The sequence below is a fragment of the Gordonia sp. DT30 genome, from assembly GCF_049844915.1.
Taxonomy (GTDB): domain Bacteria; phylum Actinomycetota; class Actinomycetes; order Mycobacteriales; family Mycobacteriaceae; genus Gordonia.
The window spans coordinates 93,544-118,601 of sequence record NZ_JBNCLY010000012.1 but is presented as its reverse complement, the minus strand read 5'-3'; the positions used below and the strand labels follow the sequence as shown (position 1 = coordinate 118,601).

General features: G+C 67.4%; 19 protein-coding genes and 1 tRNA gene. 6 read left to right on the top strand and 14 right to left on the bottom strand.

What is annotated here, in order from left to right; translation table 11 throughout:
* Nucleotides 1-371 precede the first annotated feature (371 nt).
* The 9 genes from rpmE to ACLQ3C_RS13235 all read right to left on the bottom strand — a co-directional run bounded on the left by rpmE (nt 372) and on the right by ACLQ3C_RS13235 (nt 10,607).
* Nucleotides 372-599: a 50S ribosomal protein L31 gene (gene rpmE / locus ACLQ3C_RS13275; protein WP_425705533.1), complete on the bottom strand. Its 228-nt coding sequence runs from the start codon at nt 597-599 to the stop codon at nt 372-374.
* 221 nt (nt 600-820) lie between these two features.
* Entirely contained in the window at nt 821-2,791 is a 1,971-nt protein-coding gene (gene rho / locus ACLQ3C_RS13270) for a transcription termination factor Rho (protein WP_425705532.1), read from the bottom strand.
* Between the two features lie 402 nt (nt 2,792-3,193).
* A complete protein-coding gene (thrB, locus tag ACLQ3C_RS13265) occupies nt 3,194-4,162 on the bottom strand; it encodes a homoserine kinase (RefSeq protein ID WP_425705531.1) in 969 nt (322 codons plus the stop codon).
* Nucleotides 4,143-5,237 (bottom strand): threonine synthase, encoded by a 1,095-nt coding sequence (thrC, locus tag ACLQ3C_RS13260; protein ID WP_425705530.1) that lies wholly within the window; start codon nt 5,235-5,237, stop codon nt 4,143-4,145. The genes thrB and thrC overlap by 20 nt, the downstream gene beginning before the upstream one ends.
* On the bottom strand, nt 5,230-6,564 hold the full coding sequence (locus tag ACLQ3C_RS13255; protein WP_425705529.1) for a homoserine dehydrogenase: 1,335 nt from the start codon (nt 6,562-6,564) through the stop codon (nt 5,230-5,232). Before ACLQ3C_RS13255 ends, thrC begins: the two co-directional genes overlap by 8 nt.
* On the bottom strand, nt 6,565-7,983 hold the full coding sequence (gene lysA, locus ACLQ3C_RS13250; RefSeq protein ID WP_425705528.1) for a diaminopimelate decarboxylase: 1,419 nt from the start codon (nt 7,981-7,983) through the stop codon (nt 6,565-6,567).
* Nucleotides 7,980-9,632, bottom strand: coding sequence for an arginine--tRNA ligase (gene argS, locus ACLQ3C_RS13245; protein WP_425705527.1), 1,653 nt, complete (start codon nt 9,630-9,632; stop codon nt 7,980-7,982). The genes lysA and argS overlap by 4 nt, the downstream gene beginning before the upstream one ends.
* A gap of 102 nt (nt 9,633-9,734) precedes the next feature.
* Nucleotides 9,735-10,325: a class II glutamine amidotransferase gene (locus ACLQ3C_RS13240; RefSeq protein WP_425705526.1), complete on the bottom strand. Its 591-nt coding sequence runs from the start codon at nt 10,323-10,325 to the stop codon at nt 9,735-9,737.
* 39 nt (nt 10,326-10,364) lie between these two features.
* On the bottom strand, nt 10,365-10,607 hold the full coding sequence (locus ACLQ3C_RS13235) for a hypothetical protein (protein WP_425705525.1): 243 nt from the start codon (nt 10,605-10,607) through the stop codon (nt 10,365-10,367).
* 172 nt (nt 10,608-10,779) lie between these two features.
* On the opposite strand from ACLQ3C_RS13235, the gene ACLQ3C_RS13230 reads away from it, so the two are divergent.
* Genes ACLQ3C_RS13230 through ACLQ3C_RS13220 form a run of 3 tightly spaced genes read left to right on the top strand, consistent with a single transcriptional unit; the run spans nt 10,780 to nt 12,400 of the window.
* Nucleotides 10,780-11,157: a cupin domain-containing protein gene (locus tag ACLQ3C_RS13230; protein WP_425705524.1), complete on the top strand. Its 378-nt coding sequence runs from the start codon at nt 10,780-10,782 to the stop codon at nt 11,155-11,157.
* A gap of 60 nt (nt 11,158-11,217) precedes the next feature.
* Nucleotides 11,218-11,721 (top strand): helix-turn-helix domain-containing protein, encoded by a 504-nt coding sequence (locus ACLQ3C_RS13225; protein WP_425705567.1) that lies wholly within the window; start codon nt 11,218-11,220, stop codon nt 11,719-11,721.
* Complete coding sequence (locus tag ACLQ3C_RS13220) at nt 11,678-12,400, top strand: nucleotidyl transferase AbiEii/AbiGii toxin family protein (RefSeq protein ID WP_425705523.1); 723 nt, start codon at nt 11,678-11,680, stop codon at nt 12,398-12,400. The genes ACLQ3C_RS13225 and ACLQ3C_RS13220 overlap by 44 nt, the downstream gene beginning before the upstream one ends.
* A gap of 108 nt (nt 12,401-12,508) precedes the next feature.
* Here the strand turns inward: ACLQ3C_RS13220 and ACLQ3C_RS13215 are convergent.
* The 5 genes from ACLQ3C_RS13215 to ACLQ3C_RS13195 all read right to left on the bottom strand — a co-directional run bounded on the left by ACLQ3C_RS13215 (nt 12,509) and on the right by ACLQ3C_RS13195 (nt 19,114).
* Nucleotides 12,509-12,581: transfer RNA gene (locus tag ACLQ3C_RS13215), tRNA-Arg, on the bottom strand.
* A gap of 56 nt (nt 12,582-12,637) precedes the next feature.
* Entirely contained in the window at nt 12,638-15,604 is a 2,967-nt protein-coding gene (locus ACLQ3C_RS13210) for an AAA family ATPase (RefSeq protein ID WP_425705522.1), read from the bottom strand.
* 10 nt (nt 15,605-15,614) lie between these two features.
* Nucleotides 15,615-16,814: an exonuclease SbcCD subunit D gene (locus tag ACLQ3C_RS13205; RefSeq protein WP_425705521.1), complete on the bottom strand. Its 1,200-nt coding sequence runs from the start codon at nt 16,812-16,814 to the stop codon at nt 15,615-15,617.
* A gap of 69 nt (nt 16,815-16,883) precedes the next feature.
* Nucleotides 16,884-18,413 carry an MFS transporter gene (locus ACLQ3C_RS13200; protein ID WP_425705520.1) on the bottom strand — a complete coding sequence of 510 codons (1,530 nt, stop codon included), beginning with the start codon at nt 18,411-18,413 and terminating at the stop codon, nt 16,884-16,886.
* Nucleotides 18,410-19,114, bottom strand: coding sequence for a helix-turn-helix transcriptional regulator (locus ACLQ3C_RS13195; RefSeq protein ID WP_425705519.1), 705 nt, complete (start codon nt 19,112-19,114; stop codon nt 18,410-18,412). Before ACLQ3C_RS13195 ends, ACLQ3C_RS13200 begins: the two co-directional genes overlap by 4 nt.
* A gap of 102 nt (nt 19,115-19,216) precedes the next feature.
* Here ACLQ3C_RS13195 and ACLQ3C_RS13190 point away from each other — a divergent pair, with 102 nt between their 5' ends.
* From ACLQ3C_RS13190 to ACLQ3C_RS13180, 3 genes are read left to right on the top strand one after another with little or no spacing between them, the layout of a single operon-like run.
* On the top strand, nt 19,217-20,281 hold the full coding sequence (locus tag ACLQ3C_RS13190) for a glutathione S-transferase family protein (protein WP_425705518.1): 1,065 nt from the start codon (nt 19,217-19,219) through the stop codon (nt 20,279-20,281).
* Nucleotides 20,278-21,003, top strand: a complete 726-nt coding sequence (locus ACLQ3C_RS13185) for a hypothetical protein (RefSeq protein WP_425705517.1) — start codon at nt 20,278-20,280, stop codon at nt 21,001-21,003. Before ACLQ3C_RS13190 ends, ACLQ3C_RS13185 begins: the two co-directional genes overlap by 4 nt.
* Nucleotides 21,000-24,884, top strand: coding sequence for an ABC transporter ATP-binding protein (locus ACLQ3C_RS13180; protein WP_425705516.1), 3,885 nt, complete (start codon nt 21,000-21,002; stop codon nt 24,882-24,884). The genes ACLQ3C_RS13185 and ACLQ3C_RS13180 overlap by 4 nt, the downstream gene beginning before the upstream one ends.
* Nucleotides 24,885-25,058: the final 174 nt, after the last annotated feature.

The following is a 25,058-nucleotide window of genomic DNA, read 5'->3' as shown; positions in this document are numbered from 1 at the left end:
TCGTTCTTCGTCCTGCATCGCGGCGCGGCGCGAACACCCTACGCTTGGCGCGGACTCCGTCCGCGCGAGTGTTCACGCCCACCTGCACCGCTCTTCGTCCTCATCACGTCGTCGCTACGCTCCTCGTTCTTCGTCCTGCATCGCGGCGCGGCGCGAACACTCTACTCTTGGCGCGGACTCCGTCCGCGCGAGTGTTCACGCCCACCTGCACCGCTCTTCGTCCTCATCACGTCGTCGCTACGCTCCTCGTTCTTCGTCCTGCATCGCGGCGCGGCGCGAACACGGGCTTATCGGTGTAGTCGGCGATAGTGGCGCACAAAAACAGACGACGCCCGGCCGGTCGGTGGACCGGGCGGGCGTCGTCGGCGGGCCTACTTGGCGGTGTCTGCCTTCTTGCGCTTGCCGTAGCGAGCCTCGAACCGTGCGACGCGTCCGCCGGTATCGAGGATCTTCTGCTTACCAGTGTAGAACGGGTGGCACTGCGAGCAGACCTCAACGTTGATGCGACCGTTCTCGGCGGTGCTGCGGGTCTCAAAAGTATTGCCGCAACCGCACACGACGGTGGTCGCGTGGTAATCGGGATGGATTCCCTGCTTCATCTTGGTGTCCCTTTCTCATGGTCGCCGGGTCACCGACGTGGATCGTCGGTGTGAACCGGAACCGGACTCGACCGATCAGTATGCCACGCTCACCGCGTCCGACAGAAATCGCCGAACAGCGGCCATGACATGCGGGAACTGATCCGTACAGGCACTACAACAGGCCGCCCTGCGCGAACATTCCCGTGCCGCGGCGGCCACCGGAGCCGCCGCAGCGTGGGTCAATCGTCCTTCATCGCCCCCGGTGCGTTGGTCTGCACCTGCATCAGGAACTCGATGTTGGTCTTGGTCTTCTTGAGCTGGCTGATCAGCAGATCGATGGCCTGCTGTGAGTCCAGCCCGCTCAGCACACGACGCAGCTTGTAGACGATCCCGAACTCTTCAGGCGACATCAGCAGCTCGTCCTTACGCGTGCTCGACTGGTTGACGTCGACCGCGGGGAACACCCGTCGGTCGGCGATCTTGCGATCGAGTTTCAGCTCGGCATTGCCGGTGCCCTTGAACTCCTCGAAGATCACGGTGTCACCGGTGGAGCCCGTCTCGACGAGTGCCGAGGCGATGATCGTCAGCGAGCCACCGTTCTCGATGTTGCGCGCCGCACCGAGGAATCGCTTCGGCGGGTACAGCGCGGTCGAGTCCACACCACCGGAAAGGATGCGTCCCGACGCCGGCGAGGCGTTGTTGTAGGCGCGGCCGAGGCGGGTGATCGAGTCGAGAAGAACCACAACGTCCTTGCCGCCCTCGACAAGTCGCTTCGCGCGTTCGATGGCGAGTTCGGCGACCGACGTGTGATCTGACGGCGGGCGGTCGAAGGTCGAGGCGATGACCTCGCCCTTGACCGAACGCTGCATGTCGGTGACCTCTTCGGGCCGTTCGTCGACGAGCACGACCATGAGATGGCATTCGGGATTGTTGGTCGTGATCGCGTTCGCGATGTTCTGGATGATCGTGGTCTTACCCGCCTTGGGCGGCGACACGATCAGCGCGCGCTGCCCCTTGCCGATCGGCATGATCAGGTCGATCACGCGCGTCGACAACCGGTCCGGGGTCGTTTCCAGGCGCAGTCGCTGGTTCGGGTAGAGCGGCGTCAGCTTGCCGAATTCGGGTCGCTTCTTCGCGGCTTCCACCTCGGCGCCGTTGACCGTGTCCAGGCGCACCAGCGGATTGAACTTCTGGCGCTGATTGGACTGCTCACCCTCGCGCTGCACCTTGACCGCGCCGGTGATCGCGTCACCGCGGCGCAATCCGTTCTTGCGCACCAGGTTCATCGACACGTAGACGTCGTTGGGGCCGGCAAGATAGCCGGAAGTACGCACGAATGCGTAGTTGTCGAGGACATCGAGAATGCCCGCGACGGGTGCGACAACATCGTCCTCGGAGATCTGCGGCTCGCCCGAGGTGTTCTCGCGGTCGCGCCCACGACGGCGCTCGCGGAACCTACGACCTCGACGACGACCGTTCTGCTCGTCATCGTCACGGTTGTTGTCGCGGCTGTTTCCGCCGTGGCCGCCCTGACCCTGGCCACCTGCCTGGTTGCCACCGTCGCGATTCTGGCCGCCCTCGCGATTGTCGCGATTCTGGCCGCCCTCGCGATTGTCGCGATTCTGGTTGTTGTTGCGGTTCCGGGTCCGGTTGCGTTGGTTGCCCTGCCCGTCGTCACCGTCGGCGGACTCGGCGCGGTTGTCGCGGCGCTCGGTCCGAGCCGGCTCCTCCGCAGGCTCGCCGGCGGGCGTGGCAACACCCGCGTTCTGTTCTCCGACGGCACTCTCGGCGGACTTCTGCTCACCGCCCCGCTTCGGGGCGACACCGGCGTCCGCGGTGGCCACGTCGCCGGTAGCCGCCGGTGGCAACGCATCGGACCGGACGGCCGCAGCGCTCTTGGTCGAACGGGTGCGCGTGGGACGAGCCGCCGGCTCGTCGCCGGCGATCGTCATCTGCTGAGGGGACCTCGCCTTCGCCTGCTCGACGACCTTCGGCGAGCCACCCGCCTGACGTTCTTTGATTGCGGCGATCAGATCGCCCTTACGCATCCCGGAAGTCCCCTTGATTCCGAGTTCCCCGGCCAGGGCGCGCAGTTCACTCAGCACCATGCCGGACAAACCGGTGCGGGTGCGAGTCTTGGGCGCGGTACTGCCCGCTTCGGGGCTGGAGTCTGCGGAAGCGGGTGTCGTGATCAGGTCCGTATCGGTCACGGATGTCCTTTCATTCCCTTGCAAACCGTTGCCGCAAGGGGCTTCATTCCACCTTCGGCCCCGGAATATCCCGAGGTCCGCCAGGTATTCCCGCCCTCGGTGGACGGGTGAGAGATCATGGTCCGGGCTGCGAGTGTCACTCCTGTACTCGAGTGCGCCAGTAACTGCCGGCTCGAGAACGTGATGATCGGGTCGGTATCGGTGAACCGTTCGTTTCACTGTGGATCGGAGTTGCCGATCGCTGATCACCCGAGAACAAGGCTGAACGAGCCTTCGCGGCTAGACGAGCATATGATAACGCGCAGCCTCAGACTGAGCAACACGCCGTCTCGTCCTCTTGTTCCCGGCCGCCCCACGCCGGCCCGCGCAGCCAACCAATTCTGCTCCGGAGGCCAGACCACGTCAGCCTATCTCCACTCCGCCCGCGATCTCTACCGCCTGCGGGACGAATCCGAACTCGACGCCCAGGTCGCGGGCTTGCGCGGGCAACGCACCGGCACCGAGTACCAATACGCTCGGACCGGCACCCGACACCGTCGCCGCGTGCCCGCGTGAGCGCAGGGCCGCGACCAGCTCGGCGGTGGGAACCATGGCCTCGGCGCGGTATGGCTGGTGCAGGCGGTCCTCGGTTGCGGCGAGTAACGCGTCCGGGTCCTCGGTGAGTGCCACCACCGCCAGCGCAGCGCGACTGACGTTATGAACCGCGTCGGCGCGCGGCACCTCGTCAGGCAGCAACCCACGGGTATAGGCCGTCGAGGACTCCGTCGACGGTACGAAGACAGTCGCGCAGATGTCGGGGTGAACCCGCAGCTTGCGGGCCTGATACCGGGCGAGGCCGTCGACGCGTTCAGACCAGGTCACCACCGCCGAACCGAGTACCGAAGCCGCGGCGTTGTCGGGATGACCCTCGAACTCGCTCGAGAATTGGACCAGCTCGTCATCGGTGAGCGGCCGGCCCAGGCCCGACGCCGACAGCAGACCCGAGGCGGCGGCGAGCCCCGACACCGCCGCAGCCGCCGACGATCCCAGCCCCCGGGAATGCGGAATGACGTTGGCGCAGCGCACATGCAGGCCCGGCGCCGAGAAGCCGGCGCGCGCCAGGCCACTCAGAATGGCGCGGACCACGAGGTGATTGGCGTCGAGCGCCACTCGGTCGGCGGCCTCGCCGACGACCTCCACCGACAGCCCAGAGTCGGTGGTCACCACGCTCACCTCATCGTGAATGCCCAGTGCGATACCCAGGCAATCGAAGCCCGGTCCGAGGTTGGCACTGGATGCGGGTACCCGCACTCGAGTCGAAATGCCTTCGGGCAGCTGCCTATAGACGGTATCGGGGGTGACCATGCGGGGCTCAGGCGACGCCGAGCGCATGAGCCACCGCCACCGGATCGACCTCGATCGCCTCGACATCGGGCATCCCCGACAACGCCGTATCGGGATCCTTGAGTCCGTTGCCGGTCACTGTGCACACCACGGTCTCACCGGCGCGAATCCAGCCGTCCGCGCGCGCCGCGAGCAGTCCCGCGACGCTTGCCGCCGACGCCGGCTCGACGAATACGCCTTCGTGTCCGGCGATCAAACGGTATGCCTCCAAGAGCTTTTCGTCGGTGGCCGCCCGGAACTGGCCGCCGGAGGAGTCCTTGGCGGCGACGGCCTGATGCCAGCTGGCCGGGTTGCCGATGCGGATCGCGGTGGCGATGGTCTCGGGATCGGCGACGGGCGCTCCGCTGACGAGGGGCGCCGCACCGGCCGCCTGCACGCCGAGCATCCGCGGCAGCGACGAGGCGATCCCGTCGGCGTGATACTCCGAGTAGCCCTTCCAATAGGCGGTGATGTTGCCCGCGTTGCCAACCGGCAACGCGTGCACGTCGGGCGCGCGGCCGAGAACGTCGACGATTTCGAAGGCCGCGGTCTTCTGGCCCTCGATACGCGCGGGGTTCACCGAGTTGACGAGCTCGATCTCGGTGAATTCCGCGGTGGCCTTGCGGGCGAGTTCCAGGCAGTCGTCGAAGTTGCCCTGCACCTGGATGATCTTGGCGCCGTGCATGACTGCCTGGGCAAGTTTGCCCATGGCGATCTTGCCCTGCGGAATGAGGACGGCGCAGGTGATCCCGGCCCGGGTGGCATACGCGGCCGCCGACGCCGACGTGTTGCCGGTCGAGGCGCACAGCACGGCGGTCTTGCCGTTGTTGACCGCATTGGACACGGCCATGGTCATGCCCCGGTCCTTGAACGAGCCGGTGGGATTGAGGCCCTCGACCTTCAGGTACACCTCGCACCCGGTCAGCTCGGACAGATACGGTGCCGCGACGAGCGGGGTGGCGCCCTCGAGGAGGGTGACCACCTTCCAGTCGTCGCCCACCGGGAGCCGTGAACGGTAGGCCTCGATGAGTCCGGGCCAGCCCGAATGCACGGGCGCGAGCGGGGTTGAGGGGGCGTCAGTCATCGGTACCTTCCATTCGCAATACGCTCGACACCATCAGCACGGCGTCCATGTCTTTCAGGGCCGCAACACATTCCGACTGCGCACGGTCGGGCGCCCGGTGGGTCACGACGATCAGCCGGGCGTCGTCGCCTGCGCCTTCCTGCCGCACGGCGGCCAGACTCACCGAACGCTTGGAGAACTCGTTGGCGATCTGGGCCAGCACGCCCGGACGGTCGGCGACCCGCATCGACACGTAGTAGCGGGTGGTCACATCGTCGATCGGGGCTACGGGCAGCTTCGCGTAGGTCGACTCCAGCGGTCCACGACCGCCGTGAACCTTGTTGCGGGCGGCCATCACCAGATCGCCCAGCACCGCCGAGGCGGTCGGTGCCCCGCCTGCGCCTTGTCCGTAGAACATCAGCCGGCCGGCGCTGCGCGCCTCGACGACCACCGCGTTGAACGCACCGTTGACCGTGGCCAACGGATGCGACAGCGGAATGAGCGCCGGATAGACGCGAGCCGAAACCCGTTGCTTGCCATCGGCGTCCCGAATCCGCTCGCAGATCGACAGCAGTTTCACGGTGCAGTCGAATTTCCGGGCGGCGACGAGGTCGGCGGCGGTGACCGAGGAGATGCCCTCCCGGAACACGTCGGCGGCGGTGATGCGGGTGTGGAAGGCAATCGAGGCGAGGATCGCGGCCTTGGCGGCGGCGTCGTAGCCCTCGACGTCGGCGGTGGGATCGGCCTCGGCATATCCGAGCCGCCCCGCCTCGGCAAGGGTCTCGGCATAGTCGGCACCGGTCTCGTCCATCGCGGAGAGGATGAAGTTGGTGGTGCCGTTGACGATTCCTGCCACGCGTTCGACGGTGTCGCCGGCCAGCGACTGCATCAGCGGCCGGATCACCGGGATCGCGCCGGCGACCGCGGCCTCGAAGTAGAGATCGACCTTGGCATCGGCGGCGGCCGTCGCCAGCTCACCGGTGTACTCGGCGAGCAACGCCTTGTTGGCGGTGACGACCGACTTGCCGCTCTCGAGCGCCGCGCGGATCAGTCCGCGGGCCGGATCGATCCCGCCCATCAGCTCCACGACGATGTCGACATCATCTCGGGTGACCAGGGATTCGGCGTCGTCGGTCAGCAACTCGGCAGCTATGCCACGCGCCCTGGTGAGGTCGCGGACGGCCACCCCACGCAACTCGAGCGGCGCACCGACGCGGGCGCGCAGGTCATCGGCGCTCTCGTCGAGAATGCGCACGACCTCGGTGCCCACATTGCCCATGCCGAGCACAGCAAGGCCGATGGGGCGCCCGCCCGTGCTCGCCCCGGTGGGGTCGTGTGTCGGGTTCACCTAGGTCACCTCCAGCCTCAGGAAATCGTCGATGGTCTCACGCCGCAGAATCACCCGGGCCTGCGCGTCGGCGACGCCGACCACGGCCGGGCGCGTCACCAGGTTGTAGCGCGAGGACATCGAGTAACAGTAGGCGCCGGTCGCGGCCACGCCGATCAGATCACCGGGTACCAGGTCTTCTGGCAGCCAGCAGTCCTTGACCACGATATCGCCGCTCTCACAGTGCTTTCCGACGACGCGGCTCACCGCGGCCGGGGCCTGCGACACCCGTGAGACCAGCCGGACGTCGTACTCGGCCTGGTAGAGGACCGTCCGGATGTTGTCGCTCATCCCGCCGTCGACGGAGACGTAGCGGCGGATCGCACCGCCACCGAGTGCGACGTCTTTGATGGTGCCGACGCGGTAGAGCGTGATGGTGCCGGGACCGGCGATGGCGCGCCCGGGCTCGACGGCGATCGTCGGCATCGGCAGCCCGACCGCCGCCGACTCGCGGGCCACGATCTCGGCGAGCTTCTCGGCCACTGCGACGATCGGCAACGGGCGATCCTCGGGAACGTACGAGATACCCAGTCCCCCACCGAGATCCACGACAGATATCTGCGACGTCTTCTCGACGCCGAATTCGGCGACCACATCGTGGAGCAGTCCGAGAACGCGGTGGGCAGCGAGTTCGAAGCCGTCGAGATCGAAGATCTGCGAGCCGATATGACTGTGCAGTCCCACCAGCCGGAGGTTGTCGGTGGCGAAGACGCGGCGCACCGCGTCCATCGCCACGCCGCCGGCGAGCGCGAACCCGAACTTCTGGTCCTCATGAGCGGTGGCGATGAATTCGTGGGTGTGCGCCTCCACGCCGACGGTGACGCGGATCAGCACGTCGGCCACGAGTCCGCGTTCACCGGCCAGCGCGTCGAGCCGATCGATCTCGTTCATCGAGTCACAGATGATGTGGCCCACCCCCGCATCGAGGGCGGCAGCGAGTTCGGCAACGCTCTTGTTGTTGCCGTGGAACGCGATCCGTTCGGGCGGGAACCCGGCCCGCAGCGCGATGGCGAGTTCACCGCCGGAACACACGTCGATCGACAGTCCTTCCTCGTCGACCCAGCGCGCGATCTCGGTGCACAGGAAGGCTTTCGACGCGTAGTGCACACGGCCGTACGGGCCGAAGGCGTCGAGCATGTCCGCGCAGCGCGACCGGAAATCGGACTCGTCGATGACGAACAGCGGCGTGTCGAAGGTTTCCGCCAGTTCGGTGACGCCGACTCCCGCGATCTGCAACTCGCCGTCCTCGTCACGGGCGGCGTTGCGCGGCCATACCTGCGCCGGGATTTCGGCGAGCGCCGCCGGATCGTTGGGCTTCTGGGCCAGATGCGGTGCGGCCACCAGCTCCGCGTGCCGTGGCCCGGCCGGATGCGCGTTCACATCCGCTCCGGTGCGCTCACGCCGACCAGCTCGAGCCCATTGGCCAGCACCTGGCGGCTCGCCGCACACAGTGCCAGCCGGGCCCGATGGATGTCTCCGGGCTCCTCGTCGCCCTGCGGCAGCACCCGGCACCGTGCATAGAAGCGGTGATAGGTGCCCGCGAGGGTTTCCAGGTACCGGCACACGCGATGCGGTTCACGCAGGGCCGCCGCGGTCGTGACGACCTCGTCGAAATCGCCGATCGTCTTGATCAGGTCGCCCTCTTCGGCGGTGTCGAGCAGGTCGAGGTGCTCGATCTGCGGGGTGAGTCCCAGCTCGTCGGCGTTGCGCCCGAGCGCGGCGAGCCGAGCGTGCGCGTACTGCACGTAGTAGACCGGGTTGTCGTTGGATTGCCGCGCGAGCAGGTCGAGATCGATGTCGATGTTGACGTCGATGGACGAGCGGATCAGCGCGTACCGCGCCGCGTCCACCCCGACCGCGTCGACGAGATCGTCGAGGGTGATCACCGTGCCCGCCCGTTTGCTCATCCGCACCGGTTTGCCGTCGCGGACGAGGTTCACCATCTGCCCGATCAGCACCTCGACGGTGTCCGGATCGTCGCCGAGTGCGGCCGCCGCGGATTTGAGCCGCTTGATGTAGCCGTGATGATCGGCGCCGAGCATGTAGATGCACAGGTTGAAGCCGCGGTTGCGCTTGTCGCGGTAGTAGGCGATGTCGCCGGCGATGTAGGCGGCGTCGCCGTCGCTCTTGATGACGACGCGGTCCTTGTCGTCGCCGAACGCCGTGGTGCGCAGCCACCATGCGCCGTCGGACTCGTAGAGGTTGCCGTTGCCCTTGAGTTCGGCGATGCACTCCTCGACCAGCCCCGTCTCGAACATCTTGTTCTCGTGGGTGAAGACATCGAAGTCGGTCCCGAACTCGTGCAGGCTGGTCTTGATGTGGTCGAACATCAACGTGACGCCCTCGGCCCGGAACGTCTCCACCCGCTCGGCGGGCGGCTGGTCGAGCACAGCGGGAACCGTCTCGACGACCTGTCGGGCGATGTCGACGATGTATTCGCCTGCGTACCCGTTCTCGGGGGTGGGCTGCCCGAGCGCCGCGGCCTCCAATGACCGCGCGAAGCGGTCGATCTGGGAGCCGTGGTCGTTGAAGTAGTACTCGCGGGTGACCCGGCCACCGCGCGCGGCGAGCACGCGGCCGAGTGCATCGCCGACCGCCGCCCAGCGGGTGCCGCCGAGGTGGATGGGGCCGGTCGGGTTGGCCGAGACGAATTCGAGGTTGATCACCTTGTCGCCGAACTCGGTGCCGCGGCCGTACTCGCGGCCCTGCTCGAGGACCGTGGCCACCACCGTGTTCTGGGCGGCCGCGGCCAGCCAGATGTTGACGAAGCCCGGCCCGGCCACCTCGGCCTTGGCGATACCCTCCGCGGCCGCGAAGGCGTCGGCGAGCCAGCCGGCCAGATCGCGCGGTACGACGCCGAGCCGTTTGCCCAGCTGAAGTGCGACATTCGTGGCGTAGTCACCGTGGTCGGCGTTACGGGGTCGCTCCACGACGACGGAGTCGGGCACCAGCGACGCGTCGAGACCACGGTCGGCCACGACGGTGCGGGTGACAGTACTCAGCAACACGGCGAGATCGGCGGGAGTCACAACACACCATCCTATGGTCCCGACGCTGGTCGGGAACAATCGGCTCACCCGGTGCCCGGCCCCGCTCGCTCGCGCTGCGCGCCGTCCCGCGGATCGCCGTGCCTACGTCGCAGGTTCGAAGTCCTCGACGACGGGCTCGGCTCCCGCCCGGACGGTGACGAACGACCACTCCGGGATCTCCGCCCAGTGCGTGTCACGGTATTCCGGTTCCAGCGGCTCGGACACGATGATGCGCCCATCGTCGGGCAGCACGATCCGGCCGCCGTGATCGGCTGACGTGAGCCGCATGTGACCCACGGAGTGATACAACGTGCGCGACGACCGGTCGCTGGAATACCGGAGCGCGTGGATCGACTCGCCGGCGGCGGCACAGAACGTGCCGACGAACGGCTCGTCGATCCCGTGCTCGGCACGCGCCGCCTCGATGCGACCGACCATCCGCGCAAACGCATTCTTCGGGTCCGTCTCGAGGCCATAGGTCAGCGCGAGATGGAAGCACACCTCGGAGTCGGCGTTGCCCTCGACAAACGGGTACAGATCCGGCGAGATGTCAAAGGTCAACTCTCGCTTGAGTTCTGGAAAATGCGGGATTGCCCCGTTGTGCTGGAACAGCCATCGGCCGTGGTGGAAGGGATGACAGTTGACACGTTCGACGGTGCCGCCGAGCGCCGCGCGGACGTGTGCCAGGAACATCGGTGACCGGACTGCTCAGCGAGACGATGCAGGTTGCGATCACCCCATGCGGGTCGGATGTCGGCGATACCTGCCCGGAAAGTCGCGGTCGCCGTACCAACCGAAACCGAATCCGTCCGCGTTGGTCGGCCAGTCGTGGTTGCGCATCATCTTTGTCATCGGCGAACCGGGAAGGTAGAGCTGGCGGGCCTCGAAGCTCTGATCCACCAGCGAGTGCGACGGCCGCGTCAGCAGGTCTTCGAGGTGGATCGGTGAACCTGCGTAGGCCAACCAGCGACACATGGACCGACGGTAGCAATCCACCGGTGCCGGCAACTGCTGTCCATGGAGTCGGCGGCAATGGAATCGGCGGCAACGGAATCGGCGGCAACCGAGTCGGCGACAAGGGAATCGGCAACAGCGGAATCGGCGGCAACGGTCGGCGTCGGACTCTTCTGATCGTTACCCTTGTCCCATGATTCGTGCGATCCGTCTCACCAATGACGCCGACGGCCGTTCCCACGTCGAACACGGCCACATCGACCTTGCGGAGAACGGCACGCGGTCGGCCGCTGTCGACACCACGACGTCGGTGTACCAGGAAACGAGAAGCGGCGGTTCCCTGGGCTGGCACACCGCACCGCGGCGGCAGTACGTCGTCACCCTCGCCGGAATCCTCGATTTCGTGACGCGCGACGGCGAGAGGTTCCGGCTCGAACCCGGTGTGGTCCTCGTCGCCGAGGACACCGTCGGCAGCGGACACGAGTGGACCTTGGTCGGCGACGATCCATGGCGCCGTCTCTACGTCGGACTGGCCGAGGGCGTGGAGAGCGGATTCAGCGCCGACACCTGAGACGCGATGTTCACCTTCAACACCTGATCGCGGACTTTCTTGCAAGCACCTTTGCATAGAATGAGATACATGCCTTCGAGGAATCCGGCCATATCCGATGCCGGTCATGCTGTGTTGGTCTCCGTCGGCGCGGCCATCCGTCGCCGCCGACGTCAGCTCGGGGTGAGCGCAGCCGTCACGGCGGAGTCCGCAGGAATGTCCCGAGTGACATTCCATCGAATCGAAAGCGGAGCGGCGTCGGTCACGGTAGGAGCGCTCGTGAATGCAGCCGAGGCTGTCGGTCTGCACATTCAGCTGACGAATACTCGTCCGCAGCCGGAGAAAAGCGGTGAGGTGGAAACTGCGAATCACGTCGTTCCGGAAGAAGTGAGGGTGGGCGACTACCCACTGTTGAGTGCCGCGGCCTGGCAGCTCGATGCCGATTGCCGACTGAGTGGATTCGAGGCCCTGAGGACCTACGAGCGCAACTGGCGCCACCTTGATCACGCCGCCATGGGTGACGAGGAAAGATCGCTGATCCATGCCCTCGCCGACAAGTACAGCAAGGGAGTGCTTCTTGTTTAACCGGGACCATCACAATCACATCAAGACAGTTCTCGAGTCACTGAACAGCGAATTGTTCCTCGACGCGAGGTGCTATCTCGGCGGCGGGACGGCGATAGCGCTCCGATTCGGAGAGTTCAGACAGTCGTTGGATCTCGACTTCATGGTGTCCAGTACAGACGGGTACCGAGAGCTGCGAGAGATGGTCAAGGGCCCAGGATTCGAATCCCTCACAGTTCGCGAGCTACCTCTGCTGCGCGAGCCCATGGTCGATCAGTACGGGATACGCGCAATACTCGAAGCAGCAGGCGTGCCCATCAAGTTCGAGATCATTTCGGAGGGGCGCATCAGCTTCGAGACCCCTGGCCCCGACGACGAGATCTGTGGCATGAGAACGCTGTGTCTTCTCGACATGGTGGCGAGCAAACTTCTAGCGAACTCCGACAGGTGGGCCGACACTTCCGTTTTCAGCCGAGACCTGATAGACCTCGCCATGATCGAGCCCGATGACAACCTCATGGATGAGGCGGTCAGCAAGGCAGAGGGAGCGTACGGGGTGTCTGTGGTCAGCGACCTCGACAAGGCCATCGACTATCACCGCGAAAACCCTCACCGCCTCGATCGGTGTATGCGTGAATTGCAGATGGATTCCACACCGAAGGCTCTGCTGTGGGACCGCATGCAGCGCCTGTACCGGTAGAACGCTCTAGCGTCCCGGGAAAACGGATGGAATCGACGATGCGCCTGCATGAATCTCTTTCAAACACAGTAGGCGCACACCGGCCGGAGGCCGGAAGGGATGTCACGGTGCCCCCGGTAGGATTCGAACCTACGGCCTTCTGCTCCGGAGGCAGACGCTCTATCCCCTGAGCTACGGGGGCTCATCGGGGCGGCACTCAGCGTAGCGCACCAACGGGTGGCGACCCAATCCGGCTGGTCATGACACGCCGAGCACACCGTGCATCCGGACGGTGGACCCGCTGGTTCCGCGCAGCACATGGAGTTGGGTCGGGATGCGCGCACGCATTTCGTCGACGTGACTGACCACCCCGATCACCCGCCCGCCGGAGCGGAGATCGTCGAGCACGCCCATCACCAGATCGAGCGCCTCCGGGTCGAGCGAGCCGAAACCCTCGTCGATGAAGATGGTGTCGAGGACGCGTCCACCGGATTCGGCCGACACCACATCGGCCAATCCGAGGGCGAGCGCCAGTGAGGCGAAGAAGGTTTCGCCGCCCGACAACGTGGTCGCCGCGCGGACCGCGCCGGTGTATTCGTCGTGCACCTCGATGCCGAGGCCGCCGCGCCTGCCTCGCGGTCCCGCCGCGTCGGAATGGACGAATTCATAACGGCCCGACGACATCTGACGCAACCGTGCCGATGCCGCGACCAACACCTCCTCGAGCCGGGACGCCAGCACGTAGGAGTGCAGCGACATCCGACGTGCGTTCTGGCCGCGCCCGCCGACGAGATCGGCGAGGCCCTGTACCCGTGCGTGCCGTGCCCGCGCCGGGGCGAGAACATCCAGCGCGGCCCAGAACTGGGGCACGAATTCTTCGAGCCGGGTGGCGATGCGCACGGCCAGGGCGTGTTCTCGTGCCGCCGTGTCATGGTGCTGCTGGGCTTCGGCCAGGACTGCCGTCAAGGCGGCGGTGTCGACCGGATCGGCGGCCATGGCGGCGGCGACATCGGCGTCGGCGAGCGTTTCTTGTGCACCGGCCCGTGCTGCAGCGGCCCGAGAGAGCACTTCGTCCCAGCCATCGATCTGCTGCAGGGGTGCCGCAGCCGCGCGCACCGCGACGACGTCGGCGAATCCTGCTTCACCGCACAGCTTTTGCAGCCGCTCCGTAAGGTCGTCACAGCGCCGCTGCGCACGCCCCGTCTCGGCCCGCGCCTCACGCAGCCCTTGCGCACGCCGACACAGTTCGGCGAGCTCGGCGCGTCGCTGGGCCACCCCGACGCGGCCGCCGGTGGCGTGCGCGACCTCGGCATCGAGAGCCTCGAGTTGTTCCTGCAGCGCGGCGCGACGCTCCACCCGACCCGATCTCGAGGCGCCGATCCGGCCCAGTTCGGTCCGCCATCCCTCGACCTCGGCGTCGATGGCGTTGACCGCGCGTTCGAGCGTCGGGATCGACGCCACCTGGGCCGTCGCGTCGGCGAGTTCGCGGGCGAGTGCGGCGGATCGTCGATCGACGGCCTCCGCCGATGCATCACCGATGACCTCGACAAGATGTGTGCGGCGTTCGCCCAGCGCTACCAGCGCGGTCTGCGCGCGGTTGCGGCGCTCGGCGGCACGGTCCTCGGCGCGCGCGGCGGCAGATTCCGCGGTCTTGGCGACGTCGATCTGCTCGCCTGCATCAGCCGGGGCCGGATGCGCGGCCGAGCCGCACACCATGCAGGGTTCGCCGTCGACGAGCGCTGCGGCCAGCTCGCCGGCCATCCCGACGATCCGTTGTTCGCGCAGGTCGAGGTGATGCTCACGGGCCGCATTGTAACTATCGTGAGCGGTCTGCAATTCTGCTGTGGCCGTGGCGATCTCGGTATCCAGAACAGCGCGCGACTCAAAGGCGGCGATCATCGCGTCGCATCGATCACGCTCGGTGTGCAACCGTTGCGCCACCGCCTTTGCCTCGGTCGCCGCACCCAGGGCGGCCACCGCGGCGGCCCGCCGGGCCGGTGCCGCCTCGAGCAGCGGCGTCAACTTCTCGGATCGCTCATGCGCCGAGGAGATCTCGATATCGAGCCGGCCGATGTCGGCCTGCAGGGCGGGTCGCTGCCCGACTCGCCGCGCGAGCGGCTCCCACCGTGCCGACTCCCCCGTCCAACGGTCGATCGCCGCGTCGAGGTCGGCGTCGGGTGCGAGGAGTGCGGCGCCTTCGGGCAGCTCGGCGAACTCTGTTGCGGCGCGCTCGGTTTGGTGCTGAGCGGCAGCCACCGCCGAGGCGGCGGCGGCGTGGTCGTCGGCCGGGCCCACGATGGGGGCCGCGGCACGGGCGGCGCGCGCGGCAGTACGGACGGCATCGAGCTCGGCAGCGCCGGCGTCGAGCTGCGTCAACCGCGCGGCCGCACCGGCTGCCCGACGCTGCAGTTCGGCCAACCGATTTCCGTGCGTGAGCGCGGCTTGTGCGCCGTCGAGTACCGCCCGGGCCGCGGTCAGTCGTTCATGTGCCGACCCGGCCGATGTACGTGCGTCGGCGAGACATCCGTGCGCCCAGTCGTAGTCGGGTTCGGCGGGCATCTCGCAGTCCGCCACGGCCGCGATCTGATTCGCGATCCGCTCGACTGCGGCGCTCTTGTCGCTCACCAACCGCTCCGCCTGGCGAGCGCGGTCCTTGAGCCACTCCTCGACACCGCCGAAGCGCTCGGTGTCGAAGAGACGCTCCAACAACTCTTCCCGTTCCTCGGAGCTCGCACGCAGGAACCTGGCGAAATCCCCCTGCGGCAGGAGGACGACCTGAAAAAACTGGTCGGCGCTCATCCCGAGCAACCGGGTCACCGCCTCGCCGATCTCGGGTAGGCGCGTCAGCGCGGGACCCGAATCGTCGACCCACGTCAGCGTTCCCTGTGCCTGCTCCCTGGTGAACCCGGTCCCGCGCTTCTTGGGACGGTGGAACTCCGGTGAGCGTACGATTCGCATCCGCCGGCCACCGATGGTGGCCTCCACTTCGACCTCCGGAACCTGTTGGGCGGGAGCATGATCGGAGTGCAGGCGCCGACCCTCCTGGCGTGCGCCGGGTACCCGCCCGAACAGCGCGAAGGCGACCGCGTCGAGCACCGACGTCTTGCCTGCCCCGGTCTGTCCGTGCAGAAGGAACAAACCGTCGGCGGCGAGCGCGTCGAAGTCGATCTCGGTGTCCTCGGCGAAGGGCCCGAAGGCACACATCCGTAAGCGATGCAGTCTCATCGGTACCCGATCACGCGGTCTTGGGTGTATCGGCGTCGAGGTGGAACAGCGCCCACTCGTCGGTACCGGATACGTCCGCCTCGGGTTCACCGACCACGTCGCGCAACGCGCGTTCGATCAGGTCTCGTTCGACCGCATCGGCCTCGTCGCGAACGTCGGCGACGAACGCGGCGATGATCTGCGCGTCGGTGCGGCCGCGAACGCGTGACGCATAGTCCAGGCGCGCAACGGGTTCGGGACGTTCCCAGTGCACGTGCACCGTGTGCGGGAACCGCTCACGCAGACGCCGCATCGCATCGAGCGGCCGGATGGCGTCGGTGAGCGTTGCCTCGATGTAGTGATCGCACACGTCCGCATACTCTGCCGCGGTCAGCAGGTCGTCGAGAGTACCTGTCAGAGCGCTCAATCCGCGCACGGACGGCAGCTCATGCAGCCCTACGCCTGCTACCCCGCCGGCATCGAGATCGACGAGCCACACGCCCTTGCGGTGGGTGTTCTCGCCAAAGGAGTAGGGCAACGGCGACCCGCTGTAGCGGACTGCCGGGGTGATCTCCTGTGGTGAGTGCAGATGACCGAGCGCAACGTAGTCGATTCCGGAGAACGTCCCGGCGGCAACGGTTTCCACGCCACCGACGCTGATCGACCGTTCCGAGCCGGTACTCGCCGCCCCCACCACGAACGCATGCGCGGCGACCACCGAACGTACGCTCCGGGAGTCGGCATCGGCACGGACACGGTCCATCGCCGCCGTCAGCACCCCCTGATGTCCACACGGATCGTCGATTCCGAATTCGCGCCGGACGGCGTCCGGTTCGAGGTAGGGAATGCCGTAGAACGCCACCTCACCCCACTCGTCGGACAGCAGAACCGGGTCGTCGATGTCGGCGACCGACGTGCGCAGGTGCAGTCCACCGGCGGCGGCGAAAGATGATGCGGCACCGAGACGGGTCGCCGAATCGTGGTTGCCCGAGGTGATCACGATCTGCGCCCCGGCGTTCGCGATTCCCGCGAGGCCGTCGTCGTACACCGCGACCGCGTCGGCGGAGGGTACCGACCGGTCATAGACATCACCGGCCACCACGACCACGTCCACCGACTCGCCCGCGACGACCGAGGCGATGTCGGCGAGCATCTGACGCTGGTCGTCGAGGAGTTCGACACCGTGGAAGGTGCGGCCGAGGTGCCAGTCCGAGGTGTGCAGAATCCGCATGGACAACACCGTACGATCGGCCACCGACAGAACGGGGGAGGCACGAGCGCGCCTCCCCCGATCCCCTCGTCACACTGCGTCGGCGCCCCCGGCGCTCACACCCTCGGCGACCACACCGTCGGCGGCCGGAGCCACCGGTTTCGGCGCTGGGGCCTGATGTTTGGGCCGGACGAGGAACAGGGTGGCGACGACGCCGATGAGCAGGACCGCGGCGGGCAGGTACAGCGACTGCCCCATGGCCGTGGCGAACGGCTCCCGCACCGCGGCAGGCAACTGGCTCACCGCGCTGCTGTGTTCGGTGGTGTTCGCCCCGGGCAGCTCGGCGGCCAGCCGGGTCTGCATCAAAGCACCGACCGCGGCCGCGCCGATCACCGATCCGATCATCCGGGTGGTGTTGTAGACGCCCGCGCCCGCGCCGGCCTGATGCCACGGCAGGTTGCGGGTCGCGGTCGCGGCCAGCGGCGCCCAGATTCCGGCCGAGGCCACGCCCATCAGGCACATCGGGATGATCAACTGCCACACCGGGGTCGCCGGTCGCGCGATCATGCCGATCCACCCCACCGCGACGGCGTTGAGCAGCAGCGCCGAGGCGATGATCGCGCTGGGGTGGACCTTGTCGAGGACACGTCCGACGATCGGCGCGAGGATGCCGGTGAGCACCGCCATCGGGACCATCATCACCGCCGAGCGGGTCGGGGTCATGCCGCCGACCAGCTGCAGGAAGAACATCACCGGGATCATCAGGCCGGAGATCGCGAAGCCCATGGTGGCGATGCCGATGTTGGACAAGGTGAAGTTGCGTTCCCGGAACAACGACAGCGGCACCAGCGGCTCGGTGCGAATCCGCGACTGCCAGTAGACAAACAACGCCATCACCGCGATCCCGCCGATGATCAGCACCCAGATCCAGCCCGTCCAGTTGTACTTCTCGCCGTCCTGGATGCCGAAGACGAGGGCCGAGAGCCCCACCGCGGAGAGCACGACGCCGATCCAGTCGAAGGAGTGGTCATGGGTCTCGACCGAGGGCACCAGGGTCGCCGCCAGGATCAGGCCGACGATGCCGACGGGCAGGTTCACGAAGAAGATCCACTCCCAGCCGAAACTGTCGGTGAGGATGCCACCGAGCAACGGACCGACGAGCGTGGCGACGCCGGCGACGGTGCCCCACACACCCATTGCGGCGCCACGCTTCTCGGGCGGGAAGATGCGGGTGATCAGGGCCATGGTCTGCGGGGTGATGAGTGCGGCGCCGATGCCCTGCAGGGCGCGGGCGGCGATGAGCTCACCGATGGAACCGGAGAATCCACACCACACGCTCGCCGCGGTGAAGACCACCAGACCGATCTGATAGACGAGTTTCGGACCGTATTTGTCACCGAGTCTGCCGGTGACCAACAACGGAACCGCGTAGGTGAGCAGATAGGCGCTGGTGACCCAGACGATGCCGTTGACATCGGTGTGCAGCGCGACCTGGATCTGGGGCTGGGCGACGGCGACGATCGTCATGTCGACGAGAATCATGAAGAAGCCGACGCACAGCGCCATCAGGGCCAGCCATGGACGGTTGGTCACCGCCGCGGGTGTGGTGGACGAACTCATTTCCGGATCACTCTCTGTGAAGATCTTGCGGTGGACGGTTCGATTGCAGGCGCCGCCGGCGATTCCGGCGCGGGGGTCGAGAACGAGTGTTGCATGGCGGCCCAGCGGGATCCCGGGTCGTCGAGCCATTCGACGCCGCCTTCGGACAGCCGGTCCAAAAACTCTGCGAGCCAATCGATCTGGGATCGCAGAGTCACGATGCGGCAGCCGGCGTCGAGGTAGAACATCTCCGGGATGCCGCGCGCGCGCGCATCCGCGTCGGCCTCGACGATGTCCGACAACTCCGCGCGCATCGCCTCGATGCGCACCGACAGCAGCTCGATCACGCGCTGCCGCGGCAACGCGTGTGCCTCCGACAAGGCCAGATACAGATCGGGGTATTCGGTCGGATGGCGTTGGAGGATCTGTTCGATGTTGGCGACCAGCGCGCCGCGGCCGGTCGCGGTGATCGCATAGACGGTCCGCTCGGGCCGGTTGCCCTCCCGGCGCACGTCGTAGACCTCGATCAAGCCGTTGCCGGCGAGGCGGTCCACCGTGTGATAGAGCGTGCCGGGACGGAACTTGACCAAGCGGTCCTCGCGCCGCTCCATCGCCGTCTGCGCCATCTCGTAGGGGTGCATCGGTCGTTCGGCGACCAGCCCCAGGATCAGTACCGCCAACGGCGCCAGCGGACCGTCACACCCCGCGCGGCAGTTCTCCATGGCAAACCTCCGATGCCCCACATCGACCCAAATACTCCACGTGGAATATACGCGATGGAGTGATCGATGCCAATGTCGGTGATGCTCATTAATGTGAAGCCCATGGGCACCGACACCACTCCGGCCGACTCCGGCACCAACTCAGCGGGCACGCAGGCTTCCTACGTGACCGGCGGTCAGGAGTTCGTCCGCGACACCGCCTATATCGAGACACGCATCACCCGCGACGGCCGCGACGGCTACCCCGTCGAACCCGGCCGCTACCGTCTCGTCGCCGCCCGCGCTTGCCCCTGGGCCAACCGCACGCTGATCGTGCGACGGCTCCTCGGCCTCGAGGACGCCATCTCGCTGGGTCTGTGCGGCCCCACCCACGACGCCGACTCGTGGACCTTCGACCTCGACCCGGGTGGCGTCGATCCGGTTTTGGGCATCCCGCGACTCAAGGACGCCTACGAGAAGCGGTTTCCGGGTTACCCCAAGGGCATCACGGTTCCTGCGGTCGTCGACATCCCCACCGGCGAGGTCGTCACCAACGACTTCCCGCAGATCACCGTCGACTTCGAACTCGAATGGACGCAGTACCACCGCGACGGCGCACCGCAGCTGTATCCCGAGCACCTGCGAGAGGAGATCGACGCCGTCAACAGAGGCGTCTACACCGAGGTCAACAACGGGGTGTACCGCTGCGGATTCGCGGGTGATCAGGGCGCGTACGACAAAGCCTACGATCGTCTCTTCACCAAACTCGACGAACTCTCCGAGCGGCTGGCCACGCGCCGCTACCTCGTCGGCGACACGATCACCGAGGCCGACGTGCGCCTGTTCACCACGCTCGCCCGCTTCGACCCGGTCTATCACGGCCACTTCAAGTGCAACCGCTCCAAGCTCGCCGAGATGCCGGTTCTGTGGGCCTACGCCCGTGACCTCTTCCAGACCCCGGGCTTCGGTGACACCACCGATTTCACCCAGATCAAGCAGCACTACTACATCGTCCACCGCGACATCAATCCCACCGGGATCGTCCCCAAGGGACCCGATCTGGCGAACTGGCTGACCCCGCATCACCGCGCGGAACTCGGTGGCCGGCCCTTCGGGGACGGCACCCCGCCCGGCCCGCCGCGGCCCGCCGAGGCGGTCCCCGCCGATCATTGGGTGCCGGCGTCATGAACGCGAAAGCTGTCAAGAATCCCTCGGGCCGGTCGGTCGAGTTCGCGGGGAACATGCTCGACAAAGCCCAGCGCCTACAGGCGCCCGCGGTCGCGAGATACGTTCGCGGCCTGCAGCGCAAGCACCCCGACGACTCACCAGCGCAGCTCATCGGTCGCCTCGAGAAACGCTACCTGCATACGGTCACCGGCTCGGGCAGCGCGGTGGGTGCCACCGCGGCGGTTCCCGGCGTGGGGACGGTCACCGCCCTCGGAGCGGTGACCGGCGAGACCGCCCTGTTCCTGGAGGCGTCGGCGTTGCTGGCCCTGGCCATCGCCGAAGTTCACGGAATCTCGATTCACGACACCGAACGCCGCAAGACCCTGGTCCTCACCGTTGCACTCGGCGAAGAAGGCCTGGCCCGGCTGAGTGGTGTGGTCGGCGCCCGGGGTGGTGCGCTCCGCCGGCTCGGAATCGCGTCCGCGCCGAGTGGGACATTCGCGAATCTCAACAAGACACTGGTCAATCGGACCGTCAAGAAATATGCGCTCAAACGGGCGCCCGTGGTCGTGGGCCGCCTCCTGCCCGCGGGCATCGGCGCGGTCATCGGGGGCGCAGGTAACCGAGTCCTGGGCAAGCGCGTGATCGCCAACGCCCGCGTCGCCTTCGGTCCGCCGCCTGCGCACGCGACGATCGACGGCGTCGTCGTCACCGACCCCGGGTTGCCCCCGGGTCAGTCGTGACGGCGTCGACCCAGCGGGCCCGGACCGAACCATCGATCACCGACGACCACGCCCACGACGCCGCCGACCGCCGCCGGGGGCCCGGCGAACGCCCCGGATGGCTGCGCCGGCTGGGCGGTGAATGCCTGCGTCACCGCCGCCTGGTGATCATCACCGTCACGGTCACCCTGGTGGCCGTCGCCGTCGACCTGGTCGCGCCACTGTTGGCCCGCGCCGCACTCGACACCGCCACCGGCGTCGCCGGTACGTGGACCATCCCGACCATCGTGACCCTGATGATCGGTCTGGCATTACTGCGTTACCTCTGCCAGTTCGGTCGCCGCCTGACCGCGGGCAAATTGTCGATCGACGTGCAGAACACGTTGCGGCTCAAGCTCTTGGGCACTCTGCTCCATCTCGATGGGGCCACCCAGGCCGACATCCGGACCGGACAGGTGGTGTCCCGCTCCATCTCCGATCTGCAGATCGTGCAGGGCCTGCTCGCGATGGCACCACTCTCGGTGGGGGCCGCTGTTCAGGTCGTCATCGCCCTGGGCATCATGTGCTACCTGTCACCGCTACTCACCCTCATCGCGGTGGCCATCCTGCCGCTGGTCGCCGTGGTCGTCCTCACCACGCGGCGCCGACTCTTCGCGGCGACGTGGTCAGCCCAGCAGGCCGCCGCCGACATCGCCCAGCACGTCGAGGAGACGGTCACCGGAGTCCGTGTCGTCAAGGGCTTCGGTCAGGAGACGCGAGCCATCGACGAACTGGTCGGCCTCGGTCGTGACCTGTACGCCAAGCGCTTGCGCGCCGGGAAGATCAACGCGCGCTTCACCCCGACCATGTCCGCGATCCCGCAGCTCGGGATGGTCGCGGTGATCGCCGCCGGCGGCTACCTGACACTGTCCGGGTCGATCACCGCGGGCACCTTCCTTGCCTTCGCCACCTATGTCACCTCCATGACCGCTCTCGCGCGGCTCCTGACCAATCTCGTCGTGAGTGGCCAGCTGGCACGGGCCGCGGTGGAGCGGGTGTACGACGTCGTCGACGCGCCCACCGATCCAGACGACGCCAACACCGCCACGCTGCCCGACGGCCCGCTCGGACTCGAGCTCTCCGGCGTCGTCTTCGGCCACGATGACCGAATGGTCCTCGACGACATCGACCTGCGGATCGCCCCCGGTGAATGCGTCGCGGTGGTGGGGCCCCCGGGTTCGGGCAAGTCCACACTGGCCGACCTGGTCAGCCGCCACCGGCGCCCGGACCGCGGCACGATCGATCTGCTCTCCGGCCCCGACGCGCAGACCCACCATCCGATCTCGGAGCTGTCCGGCGACTCGTTACACGGTGCCGTCGGGGTCGTCTTCGACGAGCCGTTCCTGTACTCCGACACCATCGCCGTCAACATCACCCTCGGCGACCGCCCCGACCGGTCCGGTCCCCGGGGCCACGGGCCGGTCGAACCGCGCCTGCTCGCCGCAGCCCAAGCCGCCGATGCCATCGACTTCATCACCGCACTTCCCGACGGCTTCGACACCATCGTCGGCGAACGCGGCCTGACGCTGTCCGGCGGTCAGCGGCAGCGGATCGCACTGGCGCGGGCACTTTATGCCGACCCACGGCTGCTGGTGCTCGACGACGCCACCTCGGCCCTCGACGCGTCCACCGAATCACGCATCCTGCGTCGTCTGCGCGCGGGCGGCGCGCACCGGCCGACGATGCTCGTGCTCGCACACCGACGGTCCACGCTGATGCTCGCCGACCGGGTCGCCGTCCTCGACGACGGCCACATCCTCGACATCGGCACCGTCGCCGAACTCGATGCCCGCAGCCCACGTTTCCGTGCACTCATGTCACCGATCCCGGCCACCGCCGATGCGGCAGCCGCCGACACCGCACCGGCCGGATCGTTCTCGCTCGATGCACTATGGCCAACCGAAACACCTGCGCCAGAACATATTTCGTCGTCGACACCACAACCGTCACCAGCTGGCGGACGAGGCGGTGGCCGCGGCGGCGGCATGGCCGGCGCCCTCGGCTCCATGCCCGCCACTCCCGCGCTGCTCGCGGCGGTCGACGAGCTGCCCGCAGCCGATGAGTCGCCACGGGTCGATGTCGAAGCCATGCGGACACAGAATCCCCATTTCTCGCTCTGGTCGATCCTGGCCCCGGTGCGCTGGCTCCTGGCCATCGCGATCGTGGCAATCGGCGTGGACACGCTCACCGGTCTGGTCTTCCCGTCACTGGCGCGCACGGTCATCGACGCGGCCACCCACACCGATCAACGGACCCTGCTCATCGCGACCGGCGTCGGTGTGGGCACCGTCGCCCTCGGCTGGGTCGCGGCCGCGGCGATGACGCTCTATTCCACCCGCGGCGGCGAGCGGGTCCTGTTCGGCCTGCGGGTGCGCAGTTATGCCCACCTGCAACGGCTCGGTCTGGACTACTACGAACGGGAACTGTCCGGGCGGATCATGACGCGCATGACGACCGACGTCGATGCGCTCTCGACATTCCTGCAAACGGGCCTGTCCACGGCCATCGTCGCAGCGCTGACCCTCGTCGGCGTCACCGTCGCCATGCTGTTGACCGACGTCGAACTGGGTGCCCTGATCCTGCCGGCACTCCCGGTGCTGATCGTGGCGACCCTGGTGTTCCGCCGGATCGCCGCGCGCGCCTATACGCGATCCCGGGAGCTCGTCAGCGCGGTCAACGCCGACTTCCAGGAGAACATCGCCGGCATCAAGACGACCCGGACCTACCGCAACACCGCTCCGGCCACCCGCCGATTCACCGGTCTGACGAAGACGTGGGTGTCGGCGCGGATGACCTCACAGCGCGCGATCTCGGTCTACTTCCCGTTCATCACGCTGATGAGCGACCTGGCCACGGCAACGGCCATCGCCGTCGGCGCGCACCAGATCACGACGGGCACGTTGTCGGCCGGCACCCTGGTGGCGTTCATCCTGTATCTGTCGCTGCTGTTCGGACCGGTGCAGCAACTCTCGCAGGTCTTCGACGGTTACCAGCAGGCGGTGGTCGGCCTGCGGCGCATCGCCGATCTGCTGCGCACCCCGACCACCGTTGCCGAACGCCGTGACGCCGTCGACCCCGGCGACACGCGCTTCACCGGGGACGCATGCCTCGACGATGTCTCGTTCCGCTACGCGGACGCGGCCGTCGACGCACTCGCCGGAATCGACCTCCGAATTCCTCCGGGGACGTCGCTGGCGCTGGTCGGCCGGACCGGCGCGGGCAAGTCGACGATCGTGAAACTTCTTGCGCGCTTCTATGATCCGACCGCCGGCGTGGTGCGTATGGACGGCACCGACATTCGCGAGTTCACGCTGCGCGGTTACCGGCGCCACCTCGGGATCGTGCCCCAGGAACCCCACCTGTTCACCGGCACCGTGGCCGACAACATCGGCTACGGTCGACCAGGAGCCGATCGCTCGCAGATCGCCGCCGCGGCGGCCGCGGTCGGTGCGGTGCCGATGATCGCCGGACTACCCGGCGGCATGTTGCACCCGATCGGCGAGCGCGGTGCCGGACTCTCGTCGGGCCAGCGGCAACTGATCGCCCTGGCCCGTGCCGAACTCGTCGAGCCGGACCTGCTGCTGCTCGACGAGGCGACCGCCACCCTCGATCAGCAGACCGAGGCGATGGTCCTCGCGGCCGGCGACGCCGTCACCCGCCGCCGTACCTCGGTCATCGTGGCGCACCGGCTGGCAACCGCCGCGCGCGCCGATGCGATCGCGGTGGTGGACGACGGCACGATCGTCGAGCTGGGAACACACGAGTCCCTTCTCTCGTTGGGCGGGAGGTACCGCGTGTTCTGGGATGCCGGTGTCGACCCGGATGCCGACGGTATCGAACCTGCCGACGAACTGATCCGCTGAGCTTCGTTCGCCTGTCGTGCACGCCCGTCCTGCACGCCTGGCGACCCGGCTCGCGGCATCCGATCCGCCGTCGGAGACGGCCGGGACTGGTCGGGCTCACAGCGTGGTGAGCGCGTACCATCGGCAGGTGGTTCACGACGATCTTCACAAGAGAACACCGTTGTGAGTTGGCGA